Consider the following 14,303-nt stretch of genomic DNA (forward strand, 5'->3'; position numbering starts at 1 on the left):
CGGGTTCCTACTTGTCGTCGTCTTCGTCGTCGAAGGTCAGGTCGTCCAGGTCGACGTCGATGTCGCCGTCCCCGGCATCCGCGGCGTCCTCCGGATCCACCTCGACGTGGGCCTCGACCCTGGTGAGGAACTCGTCGGCCTTCTTCTCGTCGACGGTGTCCGCCAGGGCCAGCTCACCGACGAGGATCTGGCGGGCCTTGGCCAGCATGCGCTTCTCGCCGGCGGACAGCCCACGGTCCTGGTCGCGGCGCCACAGATCGCGCACGACCTCGGCGACCTTGTTCACATCGCCGGAGGCCAGACGCTCCTGGTTTGCCTTGTAGCGGCGGGACCAGTTGCCGGCCTCCTCCACGTCCGTCTCGCGCAGCACGCCGAAGACCTTCTGCAGGCCCTCCTCGCCGACGACATCACGGACGCCGACGAGCTCTGCGTTCTTGGTCGGCACACGGACGATCAGGTCAGACTGGTTGATCTGCAGAACCAGATACTCCAGCTCCTCCCCTCCCATCACACGCTTCTCGATGTCAGCAATCACGGCTGCGCCGTGGTGCGGATAGACAACGACATCCCCGACCTTGAAATCCATTCCCACTCCTCTGGTGCGGTAGACGGCACACTAGACCACGCATTCTACCACGCTCTCCACCAGCACTTATCGACACCCCGCCCCCACCCCCGACTCCCCCCGCCACCACGAACGTGTTCGACGGGAACTGTGTGCCGGGGGTCCGGAGAGACTAAGGTAGGCTGCTGAAACAGCATCACGAACTTGAACTGATGGAGGACACCCCCGTGAAGTCCCTGAAGTCGGCCGCCCGTCGCGGCGGCATCATCTCCGCCGCCGCCCTGTCCGCGCTGGCACTGGCCTCCTGCTCTGCAGGCCAGGTAACCCAGACCGCCTCGCAGGTCGCTGCAGTCAACGGCGCGGAGGGCAACTCCGAGGACGGCACCGTGGTTGTCCGAGACGTCACCATCATGGTGGATCATGAGGGCGAGGCCGCCCTGAAGTTCACCGCCGTGAACCAGGACACGACCATGACCGAGCACACCCTCGAGTCCGTCGAGGTCGACGGCACCCCCGTCGACATTGAGTCCACCACCCTCGCCCGCGACTGCGTCCTCGTGGCGGATTCCGCCGCCGGCCTGGAGGCCACTCCGCAGGCTGAGGGCATCGGCTGCATCGAGTACGTCGAGACCTCCCTGCCGAACGACAACTTCGCCTACGCCGGCAATGTCCCCGTCGTCTTCACCTTCGACTCCGGTGAGATCGCCGTGGATGCCACCGTGTCCGCCCCGCAGCTGCCGGCCGGCAGCTTCGACCGCGAGCCGGGTGCAGAGTCCGACTACAGCCTGAACTAGTCGCCATGATCACCAACGCCCGGACTCCCGACAGGGAGTCCGGGCGTTGTGCGCTCTAAGGTGGTGTCCATGGCGCGTAAACCCCGGTCCGTCCACACCTGCTCCGAATGCGGCTACTCCTCCCCCAAATGGCTGGGGCGGTGCCCGGAGTGCGGATCCTGGGGCACCCTCGTGGAATCCGCAGTGGCACCGAAGAGCGGTTCCGCCGGTGCCGCCGCCGTGGCCGCGGTCTCCGGCGCTGTTCCGCAGGGTCTGACCCCCACCACCCCGGCCACCCCCATCACCCGGATCAGCGGCACCGCCGCGAGTTCCGTGACCTCCGGTATCGGTGAGCTCGACCGTGTCCTCGGTTCCGGTGTGGTGCCCGGTTCCGTGGTGCTCATGGCCGGCGAACCCGGCGTCGGCAAGTCCACCCTCCTGCTGGAGGTGGCCAGCCGCTGGGCCTCCCAGCCCGCCGCCGACGGGCAGGGCACCCGCAAGGCGCTGTACGTCACCGCGGAGGAATCCGCCGGTCAGGTCCGGGTGCGCGCGGAACGCACCAACGCGCTCAAGGACACCCTGTACCTGGCGGCCGAATCCAACCTGGACATCGTCTTCGGGCACGTGGAACAGCTCAAACCCTCCCTCCTTATCGTCGACTCGGTGCAGACCATGCACGCCTCCGGGGTGGAGGGGGTCGCTGGCGGAGTGGCCCAGTCCCGCGCCGTCACCGCTGCGCTGACCACCCTCGCCAAAACCTCCGGGATTCCCATCCTGCTGGTGGGGCATGTGACCAAGGACGGCAACGTCGCCGGACCGCGGGTGCTCGAGCACCTGGTGGACGTGGTCCTGAACTTCGAGGGCGACCGGCAGTCCTCCCTGCGCATGCTGCGCGGCATCAAGAACCGTTTCGGCGCCACCGACGAGGTCGGCTGCTTCGAGCAGACCGCTGACGGCATCCGGGAGGTCCCCGACCCCTCCGGGCTCTTCCTCTCCCACCGCGGCCACACCCCCGACGGTTCTGCGGTGACCGTGGCCATGGACGGGGTGCGCCCGCTGCTGGCCGAGGTGCAGGCCCTGACTGTGGACCCCGTGGCCAAGAATCCCCGCCGGGTGGTCACCGGTCTGGACACCAACCGCGTGCCCATGGTGCTGGCCGTGCTGCAGGCCCGGGCAGGCGAGCGCACCAACGAGAAGGACGCCTACGTGGCCACCGTCGGCGGGGTGCGGATCACCGAGACCGCCACCGACCTCGCCGTCGCCCTGGCCACCTGGTCCTCGCTGCATGAGCAGCCGCTGCCGGAGAAGACCGTCGTCATCGGTGAGGTGGGTCTGGCCGGGGAGCTGCGGCGGGTGCCCAACCTGGGCCGCCGTCTCGCGGAGGCCGCCCGCCTGGGATACGAGTACGCCGTCGTGCCTGCCGGGGAGGAACTCAGCGTCAAGGGCCTGCGCATCGCGGAAGCCACCACTCTGCGGGAGGCGATCAACCTGGTCTCCCCACGCAGGTGAGCGGCCGTCGCCCAGGCCGCCGTGAGCTCACCCCGGCAGGCTGATCCGGGACCGGTGCAGCGCAGCGCTAGAATTATCCCCCATGACGCCTGCCTCCAGCACCCCCGCGCCCGCCACCCTGCGGGAGACCCTCCAGCACCTGGCCCCCGGAACCGGGCTGCGTGACGGACTCGACCGGATCGTACGCGGCCGCACCGGTGCCCTCATCGTCATCGGCGACGGACCCGAGGTCATAGACCTGTGTGACGGCGGCATCGAATTCGACGTGCCCTTCGCCCCGACGCTGCTGCGCGAACTGTCGAAGATGGACGGCGCGGTGATCCTCTCCGATGACGGTTCCCGGATCCGGCGGGCCAATGTGCAGGTCGTGCCCTCCCCGAGTTTCCCTACCTCGGAGAGCGGCACCCGCCACCGTTCCGCCGAGCGCACCGCGCTGCAGTCGGGACGTCCGGTCATCGCGGTGAGCCAGTCGATGAACGTGATCACCCTCTACGTCGAGGGGGCGCGTTATGTCCTGGACAGCCCGGAGACGATCCTCACCCGCGCCAATCAGGCGATCGGCACGCTCGAGCGTTACCGCACCCGGCTGGACCATGCGAACCAGCGTCTGTTCGTCTCCGAGATCAACAACTACGCCACAGTGTCCGATGTCGTGTCGGTGATGCAGCGGGAGCTGCTGGTCAAACGCGTCGGCATCGAGCTGGACCAGAACGTCCTCGAACTGGGCACCGACGGTCGACAGCTCAACCTCCAGCTGACGGAGCTGCGCGGCGACAATGACCGGCAGATAGACCTGCTCATCCGTGACTACCTGGTGGCGGAGGGCCCGCCGTCGGACGAGGCCGTGGGTGAGGCGACCCGGGCACTGGATGAGCTGGGCGACGCCGACCTGCTCAAGCCCACCAACGTGGCCCGGATCCTGGGTCTGCCGGCCACGGAGGAGTCACTGACGCAGTGGATCGTGCCGCGCGGCTACCGGGTGCTCAGCCGGGTGCCGCGGGTGCAGATGTTCCTCAAGCACAAGATCATCACCGTGCTCGGTGACGTCAAGGCGCTGCTGGCCGCTTCCGAGGAGGAGCTCGCCGGGATCGACAACGTGGGTACCCTGTGGGCCCGTCACGTGCATGAGGGCCTCAACCGCCTGGTCTGAGCCGGCGGACCTAGCCCAGGTTGAAGGTGTGGGCATCGGAGGGGTTGTCCCCGATGACGGCGTGCAGGAAGAAGGCGCCGGTGCCCACGTTCTGCCGGTTGCTGCACTGTCCGGGCTGGGAACCCAGCCGTGACCACACGGCCTGGAAGCGGCGTTCGTCGCCGGCGGGGAAGGTCTCCTCACCGGTGAGGATGGAGGGGAAGCAGTCGGTGTCGGCCCACACGCGCGCGTTGGACTCGAGGTCGTAGACCTCGAAGCGCAGCTCATCGTCGTCGAGGTTGATCTCGCAGTCGGCGTCGGTGGGGTTGGTCACCGTCATGTAGAAGGTGGGCTGGACGTCCTGCCCGTAGGAGGGCCGGTCGGAGGAGGCCGCGATCCGCAGGTCGGGCAGCTCGCAGGTGTCCTTGCCCTCGGCGCTGGGCTCCTCGCTTGCCGACGCCCGCGTGCTCTCGCTCTCCTCCGCCCCCTCTTCTTCCGAGGTGGTCTCCGAGGTCTCCGAGACCTCGGTCGTGTCGGTGGCGGCGGCCGCTGCAGCGGTCGTCTCCGTCGGGGAGGCCGGGGCGGGGTCGTCGGAGCCGCGGTTGGCGAAGGACACCAGGCCCCAGACCAGCAGCGCGACGAGGACCAGGATGATCGCGGCCGCGGCGACGCGACGGCGGACGTAGATCTCTTCGGGGAGTCGGGGGCTGCTGTTGCTCACGCCCACCACTCTAATTCCCGGGGTCCGCGGAAGGGGTACCGACGTCCCCCGCGTGTCCTGCCCGCCTACTGCACGCCGTCGGCGATGACGAGTTCGGTGGAGCCGTCGGAGAGCAGGTAACGCAGGCCGACGATGCCCGCCCGGCCGTCGGCGATCCGCTTCTGCAGCGGCGCGAGCCGGTGTTTGATCTGCATGACCACCTCGATGACGTGCTGGCGTTCGAAACCCGGCAGGGTGTTCATGCCGCGGGCCCGGGCCTCAAGGATGGAGGGGGCGACCTTCTCGATGAGGATGCGCTCCAGCCCGTTGGGGATGTTCCCGCCGGACAGGGCCTCAGCGGTGGCGGCAACCGCACCGCAGGATTCGTGCCCCATGACCACGACGAGTTCCACGCCGAGACTCTTGATGGCGTACTCGATCGAGGCGAGCACGGCGGGGTCGAGGATCTCCCCGGCGGTGCGGACCACGAACAGGTCGCCGAGGCCGACGTCGAAGATCAACTCGACGGGGACACGCGAATCGGAACAGGAGAGGACCACGGCGCGGGGGTTCTGGCCGCGGCGCAGCTCCGTCCGGCGGAGAATATCCTGGTTGGGACGTTCCTGCTGCTGGAGGACGAAGCGCTGGTTTCCGGCCTGCAGCGCTTCCCAGACGGCCTGGGGGTTGTTGGCGACATCTTTCATTGGCATGAGCGCAATTGTTCCAGACTCCGCCGCCCGGGTGCACGCATGACCTGTCCTAGACTGGTCGATCATGTCTGTTTCTTCTGTGCTCGCCTGGTTTGACCGCAATGAACGCCCCCTCGCGTGGCGGGAACCGGACACCGGCGCATGGGGGATCCTGCTCAGCGAGGTGATGAGCCAGCAGACCCCCGTCGCCCGGGTGGAGCCGGTGTGGCGGGAGTGGATGGCCCGGTGGCCGGATCCGGCGGCCTTCGCGCAGGCCTCCCCCGCGGAGGTGCTGCGTGCCTGGGGCAAGCTGGGCTACCCGCGCCGGGTGCTGCGCCTGCTGGAGTGCGCGCAGCAGATCGTGGAGCTTCACGACGGCCACGTCCCCGACGACGTCGATCAGCTCCTCGCCCTGCCGGGCATCGGTGACTACACCGCCCGCGCCGTGGCGTGCTTCGCCTACGGGCAGAACGTACCGGTCGTGGACACCAACGTGCGCCGGGTGCACCGCAGGGCGGTGGAGGGGTGCTATCTGGCGGGGGCGGCGTCGAAAAGCGAGCTGGCGGCGGTCGCTGCCTGGCTGCCGCAGGATGGGCGGGGACCGCGCTTTTCTGCGGCGCTGATGGAGCTCGGTGCGCTGGTGTGCACCGCCGGTAATCCGGAGTGTGGGGTGTGCCCGCTGCGCAGCCGCTGCGCGTGGGTCGCGGCCGGCAGTCCGCCGCCCAGCGCGGAGGAACTGGCGAAGAAGAAGGTGCAGAAGTTCATCGGCACCGACCGGCAGGTCCGCGGGAAGATCATGGACGTGCTGCGCGGGGCGGACACGGCGGTGCCGCAGTCCGCGATCGACGTCGTCTGGCCCGATGCGGCGCAACGCTCACGCGCCCTGTACTCCCTGCTTGAGGACGGCCTGGCGGAACAGGACGAGCGCGGCTACTTCCACCTGCCGCGGTAGTTCAGCCCACCGGGCAGCCTCACCCAGATCCCGCCGCGGCTGTTGACGGTCACCGGCCCGATCCGGGTGGAGGCGGAGGCGCCGGAGCCCGAGAGATTCAGCCAGCTGTTCTTCCCCAGCTTCTTTTTCCTGCGGAAGGTGATGCCCACGATGTCCACGCTCCTCGACTGTTCACGGCCCGGTACCTTGCCCTCGATTAGAGGATATCTCTGCACGCAGAAAAGAGCCCGCCCTCCCTTGCTCCCGGGGTCGCGGGGAAAGGGAGGGCGGGCTCTACGGTGCCCTGTCGGCGGGTGAACCTATGACTGGGTCTGTGCGCCACCTGCGCCGGCCGGGCCCTCATCGGTGCCGGCGGTGGACAGGTCGTCGGTGATCTCCGGGACGTCCGGGATCACGGTGTCCTCCTCGACATCGCGGATCGCCTCCGCGGCCTCCGGGGACATCTCCGAGAAGGTGCCCTCCGGCAGCGGCTTCGGGCGCGGTGTGAAGGTGAACTTCGCGGCGTCGGTGTTCTTGTCCTCGCCGTCCCAGCCGTCGACGTCGACGGTGACGATCTCGCCGGCACCGAGCTCGCCGAAGAGGATCTTCTCACTCATCACGTCCTCGATCTCACGCTGGATGGTGCGGCGCAGCGGACGGGCGCCGAGGACCGGGTCGAAGCCACGTCGGGCCAGGAGTGCCTTGGCCTTGTCGGTGAGCTCGATGCCCATGTCCTTGGCGGCCAGGGCCTTCGCGACGCGGCCGATGAGCAGCTCCACCATCTGGACGATCTGCTCACGGGTGAGCTGGTGGAAGACCACGATCTCGTCGATACGGTTGAGGAACTCGGGGCGGAAGTGCTTCTTCAGCTCATCGTTGACCTTGTTCTTCATGCGCTCGTACTGGGCGTCGGAGTCCGTCTCCGAGGAGCCGGTGAAGCCCATGCCCACGGCCTTCGAGATGTCCTGGGTGCCCAGGTTCGAGGTGAAGATGAGCACCGTGTTCTTGAAGTCAACGACACGTCCCTGGCCGTCGGTGAGACGACCGTCCTCGAGGACCTGCAGGAGGGTGTTGTAGATCTCCTTGTGGGCCTTCTCGATCTCATCGAAGAGCACGACGGAGAAGGGCTTGCGGCGGACCTTCTCGGTGAGCTGGCCGCCCTCCTCGTAGCCGACGTACCCGGGGGGAGCACCGAACAGTCGCGAGGCGGTGAAGCGGTCGTGGAACTCACCCATGTCGATCTGGATGAGGGAGTCGTCGTCGCCGAAGAGGAATGCGGCGAGCGCCTTGGACAGCTCCGTCTTACCCACACCGGAGGGGCCGGCGAAGATGAAGGAACCGGAGGGACGCTTCGGGTCCTTCAGACCGGCACGGGTACGGCGGATCGCACGGGAGACAGCCTGGACGGCCTCGTCCTGGCCGATGATGCGCTTGTGCAGCTCATCCTCCATGCGCAGCAGGCGGGAGGACTCCTCCTCGGTCAGCTTGAACACCGGGATACCGGTCCAGGCACCGAGAACCTCGGCGATCTGCTCCTCGCCGACCTCGGCGATCTCCTCGAGATCACCCGAACGCCACTGCTTCTCCTTCTCGGAGCGCTCCTCACCCAGTTTGCGTTCCTTATCGCGCAGACCGGCGGCCTTCTCGAAGTCCTGGGCGTCGATCGCCGCCTCCTTCTCGCGGCGGACATCGGCGATGCGCTCGTCGATCTCGCGCAGGCCCTCCGGGGCGGTCATGCGCTTGATGCGCATGCGGGCGCCGGCCTCATCGATGAGGTCGACGGCCTTGTCCGGCAGGAAACGGTCGTTGATGTAGCGGTCCGAGAGGTTCGCCGCGGCGACCAGGGCGCCGTCGGTGATGGAGACACGGTGGTGTGCCTCGTAGCGGTCGCGCAGACCCTTGAGGATCTCGATGGTCAGCTCGACGGAGGGCTCCGGGACCTGGACCGGCTGGAAACGACGCTCCAGGGCGGCGTCCTTCTCGATGTGCTTGCGGTACTCGTCGAGCGTGGTGGCGCCGATGGTCTGCAGCTCACCGCGGGCCAGCTTCGGCTTGAGCAGGGAAGCTGCGTCGATCGCACCCTCGGCGGCACCCGCACCCACCAGGGTGTGGATCTCATCGATGAACAGGATGATGTCGCCGCGCTGGTTGATCTCCTTGAGCACCTTCTTCAGGCGCTCCTCGAAGTCACCGCGGTAACGGGAACCGGCGACCAGGGAACCCAGGTCCAGGGAGTAGACCTGCTTGTCCTTGAGGGTCTCCGGCACCTTGCCGTTGACGATGTCCAGGGCCAGGCCCTCGACCACCGCGGTCTTACCCACACCGGGCTCGCCGATGAGGACCGGGTTGTTCTTCGTACGGCGGGAGAGCACCTGCATAATGCGCTCGATCTCCTTGCCGCGGCCGACCACCGGATCCAGCTTGCCCTCCCGGGCGGCCTGGGTGAGGTTGCGGCCGAACTGGTCGAGCACGAGGGAGCTGGAACGCTCACCCGGCCCGCCCTGGCCCTGCTGCCCGCCACGGGCGGCGCCGGTGCCGGCGCCGACCGGGCCGGAGCCCGCCTCGGGGGTGGCCTCCGGGTTCGCACCCTGGCCGCCTTCGTAACCGGAGAGCAGCTGGATGACCTGCTGCCGCACGCGCGGCAGGTCGGCGCCCAGCTTCACCAGCACCTGGGCTGCCACGCCCTCGCCCTCACGGATGAGGCCGAGCAGCAGGAACTCGGTACCGATGTACTTGTGCCCCATCTGCAGCCCCTCGCGGAGGGAGAGCTCCAGGACCTTCTTGGCGCGGGGAGTGAAGGGGATGTGGCCGGTGTGCGGCTGGGTGCCGTGGCCGATGATCTCCTCGACCTCCTGACGCACGGCATCCAGCGAGATGCCCATGGATTCCAGGGCCTTCGCCGCCACCCCCTCGCCCTCATGGATGAGGCCGAGCAGGATGTGCTCGGTGCCGATGTAATTGTGGTTGAGCAGCCGCGCTTCTTCCTGCGCCAGAACAATGACGCGCCGCGCCCGGTCGGTGAACCGTTCAAACATGTCGTTACCCCTAACCTTTGTGCCTAACTTGTCATCCACTCTAACGCGCGGGCGGGCCAAACTATTTGCACTCGAATTCCTCAAGTGCCAACTTATGCATATACCCGCTGGTCAAAGGCGTGTACGCCTTTAGCGAACAGGCCGGAAACCACCCAGGCTGACAGCTCCGGGCGACGAAAATCAGCCGGACTTGTAACCTCGGCCACATGCGCTTCCTCAACGACTCCACCCCACACCAGGAGCTGACCTACGCGGACATGTTCATGGTTCCCTCCCGCTCCGAGGTCCGCTCCCGCCTTTCGGTCGACCTCTCCACCGATGACGGTTCCGGGACGACAATCCCGGTCGTCGTCGCCAACATGACGGCCGTCTCCGGTCGGCGGATGGCGGAGACCATCGCCCGCCGCGGTGGCCTGGCGGTCCTCCCGCAGGACGTGCCCGCCGAAATCGCCGCGGAGACGATCAGGCGGGTCAAACAGTCGCATCTGGTCTATGACACCCCGATCACCGTGAAACCGCATCACACCGTCGGCTACGCCCGGAACCTGCTGCACAAACGCGCCCACGGGGCCGCGGTGGTGGTGGATGAGGAACGCCCGGTCGGGTTGATCACCGAGCGGGACCTGCTCGACTCCGACAACTTCACCCAGGTGCGGACGCTGATGTCCACCACCCTGCTCACCCTGCCTGAGGGCATCTCCCCGCAGGACGGTTTCAACGCGCTGGTGACCGCCAGCCGGAAACTCGCCCCGGTGGTCGACGCCGGAGGCCGCCTGGTGGGGATCTTCACCCGGTCCGGGGCCCTGCGGTCCGCGGTCTACCACCCCGCCGCCGACGACGCGGGCCGACTGCGGGTGGGTGCGGCGATCGGAATCAACTCGGACATCGAGGACGACGTCGCCACGCTTGTCGACGCCGGCGTCGACGTCCTCGTCGTCGACACCGCGCACGGCCACCAGGAGTCCATGATGGAGGCACTGCGGCGGGTGCGCACGTGCGACATCGGTGTGCCGGTGGTGGCCGGCAACGTGGTCACCGCCCAGGGAGTGCGGGATCTCGTGGAGGCCGGGGCGGACATCATCAAGGTGGGTGTCGGCCCGGGCGCGATGTGCACCACCCGGATGCAAACCGGGGTCGGCCGACCGCAGTTCTCGGCGGTGCTGGAGTGTGCCGCGGCGGCCCGGGAGACTGGTGCACACGTGTGGGCCGACGGCGGGGTGCGTGATCCCCGGGACGTGGCCCTGGCGCTGGCGGCCGGCGCCTCGAACGTGATGATCGGCTCCTGGTTCGCAGGCACCTTCGAGTCCCCCGGTGACCTGCACACCGACAGCCGGGGCCGGATGTACAAGGAGTCCTTCGGCATGGCCTCCCGGCGTGCGGTGGAGCGCCGCAACGTGGATGCCAGGGCCTTCGAGCTGGCGAAGCGGGCGATGTTCGAGGAGGGGATCTCCAGCGGGCAGATCCACCTCGACCCGCGCGACGGCGGCGTCGAGCACCTCATCGACCGCATCACCTCGGGGGTGCGTTCGGCCTTCGCCTACGCCGGGGCGGCGGACCTGGAGTCCTTCCGGGCCCGTGCGGTCGTCGGGGTGCAGTCGGCCGCGGGCTTCGCGGAGGGCATGCCGCGGGGCTGATCAGGCCGGATCAGGCGGCCTGGCCCTCCTCCTGCTGCTCCTCGGCGACCTTGGTCACGAAGGGGCTGGCCACCAGGACCAGGACGGCGAAGATGCCGGCGAGGAGGAAGGAGGTGTGGGCACCGTCGGCGGTGGCCTGCGACACGCCCGCACCGCGGTCCAGGGAGGCCTGCGTACCGGCGGTCAGCGCGGCGATGAGCACCGCGGTGCCCGCCGCACCCGCCAGCTGCTGCAGGGTGTTGAGGATCGCCGAGCCATGGCCGTAGAGCCGGGAGGGCAGGGAGCCCAGAGCAGTGGTCATCAGCGGGGTCATCATCAGCGCCAGCGCCGCGGAGAAGACCAGGTGCATGGAGATGACCAGGGTGATGGAGGAGGACTCGTCGAGAAGCGTCATCCACCACGTGGCGGCGGTGAGCAGGACCGCGCCCGGGATGAGCAGCGGACGGGGGCCGACCGAATCGTAGAGCCGGCCGATGAAGGGGGCGACCAGGCCGGAGAGGAGTCCACCGGGCATGACCAGCAGGCCGGTGACCAGCGGTGAGACGCCCAGGGAGTTCTGCAGGTAGATCGGCAGGACCATGACCACGCCCAGGAGGGTGCCCATCACCAGCAGCGCGGTGACCACGGAGACGGTGTAGTTGCGGATGGTGAAGGGGCGCAGGTCCAGCAGCGGGGCCTCAAGGCGCAGCTGGCGCCACACGAACAACGCCAGCGCGAACACGCCGACCACGGCGAGGATGACCGCCGTGCGGGGCTGGGACGCCAGGGAGCTCAGGGCGTAGACGAGGCCGCCGAAGGCGAGGGTGGCCAGGACAACGGAGAGCGGGTCGAAGGGCGCGCGGGAGGTCTCGCCGATGTTGCGTATGAACACCGCACCCACGATCAGCGCGATGACCACCAGCGGCACGACGAGCCAGAACAGCCAGTGCCAGGTGAGGCGGTTGAGGATGAAACCGGAGACCGTCGGGCCCAGCGCCGGGGCGACGGACATGACGATGGAGATCACGCCCATCACCGAACCGCGGCGGTTGGCGGGCACCACGGTCAGCGCCACCGTCATCAGCAGCGGCATGATCAGCGCGGTACCGGTGGCCTGGATGATGCGGCCGGTCAGCAGCACGGCGAAGGTCGGGGCCGCGGCAGCCACGATGGTGCCGATGAGGAAGCTGACGATCGCGGCCAGGAAGACCTGGCGGGTGGTGAAGCGCTGCATCACCCAGCCGGTGGCCGGGATGACCACGGCCATGGTGAGCATGTAGCCGGTGGTCAGCCACTGCGCGGTGGTGGCCGGGACGTCGAAGTCCGTCATGATCGCCGGCAGGGCGACCGACAGGATCGTCTCGTTGAGGAACATCACCAGCGCTGAGCCGACCAGCACGGTGAGGATGATCTTCACCTCGGCGGGCAGGCCCGGCGCGGGGTGCTGCGCCGGGTTCTCCGAGGTGCTCGGCGCAGGGTTGTGGGTGGTACTCACTGGGGGAAGCCTTCCGGAACGTCCTTGAGGAAAGACGTTCACTGTAGCCCTCAGAAGCGTCTCAGGCCACCCGGCCCCCGGGGATCACTCGTCGATGGGGGAATCCTGCAGGTTGTCGGGGTATTTGCGCAGGCGGATGATGCTCCAGGCCAGCCCTCCCCAGAGGACGCCGGCGGAAAGGACGAACACGGTGATGGCGATGGGGGTCATGGTCTAGTCTCCCTTGGCGTGGTGGTAGCTCGTGTCGGTGAGGTCGAACTGGGTCTCCGGGTCGTAGTCCTCGGCGAAGGGACGGCGGTAGCGGGAGAAGCTCAGCAGCAGCGAGGCCGCCGCGACCACCCCCAGCATGGCCCAGCCGGCGACCATGATGAACCAGGTCGGGTAACCGCCGTAGCCGTCGACGATGTAGCTCCAGGTACCGGTGACGAAGATGACAATGAGGATGGCCGGGGTGACCACCTTGATCATCAGGCTCCACAGGCGGCCGACGTGCAGGGAGCTGACCGCGTTGAGGTGGGCGGCCAGCGTCGGCAGGATCTTCGTACCCCAGCCGAGGGCGAGGATCATCGCGATGGCGGAGGCCACCACGCCGACATTGTTGATGAATGCGTCGACGACGTCGAGGATGCTCAGGCCCGCGGAGGTGGAGTAGAGCACCAGGGACAGCGCGCCGGTGATCAGGCCGGAGAAGATGGCGCTGCGGGCGGTGGACCAGCCGGTTTTGTCGGCCACGGAACCGATGACCACCTGCATCAACGAGAGCAGGGAGGTGAAGCCGGCGAAGACCAGGCTGAGGAAGAACAGCACACCGACGATCTGGCCGCCCGGCATCTCCGAGAGCAGCGTCGGGAAAGTGATGAAGGCCAGGCCCACGCCGGTGATGCCCTCCAGCTCCGCGACGGTGGTTGCCTGGCGGTTGGCCAAAAAGCCCAGGGCGGCGAAGACGCCGACGCCGGCGAGCAGCTCGAAGCTGGTGTTGGAGAAGGCCACCACCACGCCGGAACCGGTCAGGTCACTGCGCTTCTTCAGGTAGGAGGAGTAGGTGAGCATGATGCCGAAGGCGATGGAGAAGGAGAAGAAGATGTGGCCGTAGGCCGCGATCCACACCGTCGGATCCGCCAGCGCCTCCCAGCTCGGGGTGAAGAAGGTGTTCAGGCCGTCCGCCGCGCCCGGCAGGGTCACGCCGTAGATCACGATGAGGAGGAAGAGGACCACCAGGGCGGGCAGGGTGATCCGGTTCGCCAGCTGCAGGCCCTTGCGCAGGCCGAGGGCCGCGAAGATGATGATGCCCGCCCAGATGACCGCCAGGCAGATGAAGATGGCAGGCACGACGGTGGGGGTCACGCCCGGGTCGGTCGCCTTGAGGAAGTCCACCGCAAAGAAGGTGGCGGCATCATCGCCCCAGGACTGGCGCAGCGAGAACCAGACGTAGCACAGCGCCCAGGCCAGGATCGCGGCGTAGTAGGAGGAGATGATGAAGCAGATGATCGCCTGCCACCAGCCCAGCGGCTCCAGCTTCTTAGTGATGCGTCGCAACGCCAGCGGCGGTGCCGCACGGAAGCGGTGGCCGACCGCGAAGTCGAGGAACAGGATCGGCAGTCCGGCGGTGAACAGGGCGATGAGGTAGGGGATGAGGAAGGCCCCGCCGCCGTTCTCGTAGGCCACACCGGGGAAACGCCAGATGTTACCCAGGCCGATCGCGGAACTGATGGCCGCGATGATGAACGCCGGTCGGCTGCTCCAGCTCTCCCGGGTCTTCGGCCGGGCGGATTGGGTCTGACTTGTCATTGCCCGTGGGTCTCCTCACGCCGGTGAACGGCTGTCTACTGGCTGCCGACGCTCCGGTTCGTGGCGCCCGCTCGGT

13 protein-coding genes are annotated in these 14,303 nt (G+C 68.0%); 5 read left to right on the forward strand and 8 right to left on the reverse strand.

The window, feature by feature from the left end; genetic code table 11:
- Positions 1-7: 7 nt before the first annotated feature.
- On the reverse strand, positions 8-586 hold the full coding sequence (locus EAH68_RS02785; protein WP_126119808.1) for a CarD family transcriptional regulator: 579 nt from the start codon (positions 584-586) through the stop codon (positions 8-10).
- 191 nt (positions 587-777) lie between these two features.
- On the opposite strand from EAH68_RS02785, the gene EAH68_RS02790 reads away from it, so the two are divergent.
- The 3 genes from EAH68_RS02790 to disA all read left to right on the forward strand — a co-directional run bounded on the left by EAH68_RS02790 (position 778) and on the right by disA (position 3,997).
- Positions 778-1,359, forward strand: a complete 582-nt coding sequence (locus EAH68_RS02790) for a hypothetical protein (RefSeq protein WP_126119809.1) — start codon at positions 778-780, stop codon at positions 1,357-1,359.
- A 69-nt stretch (positions 1,360-1,428) separates the two neighbouring features.
- The gene (radA, locus tag EAH68_RS02795; protein ID WP_126119810.1) at positions 1,429-2,847 is read left to right on the forward strand and encodes a DNA repair protein RadA; all 1,419 of its coding nucleotides are present in this window, start codon (positions 1,429-1,431) and stop codon (positions 2,845-2,847) included.
- 82 nt (positions 2,848-2,929) lie between these two features.
- Entirely contained in the window at positions 2,930-3,997 is a 1,068-nt protein-coding gene (gene disA / locus EAH68_RS02800) for a DNA integrity scanning diadenylate cyclase DisA (RefSeq protein ID WP_126119811.1), read from the forward strand.
- 10 nt (positions 3,998-4,007) lie between these two features.
- Here the strand turns inward: disA and EAH68_RS02805 are convergent, their stop codons facing one another.
- Together EAH68_RS02805 and EAH68_RS02810 are read right to left on the reverse strand one after the other, a co-directional pair.
- Positions 4,008-4,697 carry a hypothetical protein gene (locus EAH68_RS02805; protein ID WP_126119812.1) on the reverse strand — a complete coding sequence of 230 codons (690 nt, stop codon included), beginning with the start codon at positions 4,695-4,697 and terminating at the stop codon, positions 4,008-4,010.
- 65 nt (positions 4,698-4,762) lie between these two features.
- On the reverse strand, positions 4,763-5,386 hold the full coding sequence (locus EAH68_RS02810; protein ID WP_126119813.1) for a carbonic anhydrase: 624 nt from the start codon (positions 5,384-5,386) through the stop codon (positions 4,763-4,765).
- Between the two features lie 64 nt (positions 5,387-5,450).
- Here EAH68_RS02810 and EAH68_RS02815 point away from each other — a divergent pair, with 64 nt between their 5' ends.
- The gene (locus EAH68_RS02815) at positions 5,451-6,317 is read left to right on the forward strand and encodes an iron-sulfur binding domain-containing protein (protein WP_126119814.1); all 867 of its coding nucleotides are present in this window, start codon (positions 5,451-5,453) and stop codon (positions 6,315-6,317) included.
- On the opposite strand, the gene EAH68_RS02820 is transcribed toward EAH68_RS02815, so the two are convergent.
- Both EAH68_RS02820 and EAH68_RS02825 read right to left on the reverse strand, forming a co-directional pair.
- A complete protein-coding gene (locus tag EAH68_RS02820; protein WP_126119815.1) occupies positions 6,296-6,466 on the reverse strand; it encodes a DUF4236 domain-containing protein in 171 nt (56 codons plus the stop codon). The genes EAH68_RS02815 and EAH68_RS02820 overlap by 22 nt on opposite strands.
- A gap of 150 nt (positions 6,467-6,616) precedes the next feature.
- A complete protein-coding gene (locus EAH68_RS02825) occupies positions 6,617-9,331 on the reverse strand; it encodes an ATP-dependent Clp protease ATP-binding subunit (RefSeq protein ID WP_126119816.1) in 2,715 nt (904 codons plus the stop codon).
- Positions 9,332-9,537: 206 nt separating this feature from the next.
- Here EAH68_RS02825 and EAH68_RS02830 point away from each other — a divergent pair, with 206 nt between their 5' ends.
- On the forward strand, positions 9,538-10,965 hold the full coding sequence (locus EAH68_RS02830; protein ID WP_126119817.1) for a GuaB1 family IMP dehydrogenase-related protein: 1,428 nt from the start codon (positions 9,538-9,540) through the stop codon (positions 10,963-10,965).
- A 10-nt stretch (positions 10,966-10,975) separates the two neighbouring features.
- Here the strand turns inward: EAH68_RS02830 and EAH68_RS02835 are convergent, their stop codons facing one another.
- The 3 genes from EAH68_RS02835 to EAH68_RS02845 form a co-directional block, all read right to left on the reverse strand.
- A complete protein-coding gene (locus tag EAH68_RS02835) occupies positions 10,976-12,439 on the reverse strand; it encodes an MDR family MFS transporter (RefSeq protein WP_439647603.1) in 1,464 nt (487 codons plus the stop codon).
- Between the two features lie 84 nt (positions 12,440-12,523).
- Positions 12,524-12,649 (reverse strand): methionine/alanine import family NSS transporter small subunit, encoded by a 126-nt coding sequence (locus EAH68_RS02840; protein ID WP_126119818.1) that lies wholly within the window; start codon positions 12,647-12,649, stop codon positions 12,524-12,526.
- 3 nt (positions 12,650-12,652) lie between these two features.
- A complete protein-coding gene (locus EAH68_RS02845) occupies positions 12,653-14,227 on the reverse strand; it encodes a sodium-dependent transporter (RefSeq protein WP_126119819.1) in 1,575 nt (524 codons plus the stop codon).
- Between the last annotated feature and the right edge of the window lie 76 nt (positions 14,228-14,303).

The organism is Corynebacterium hylobatis (genome assembly GCF_003955685.1).
GTDB classification, from domain to species: domain Bacteria; phylum Actinomycetota; class Actinomycetes; order Mycobacteriales; family Mycobacteriaceae; genus Corynebacterium; species Corynebacterium hylobatis.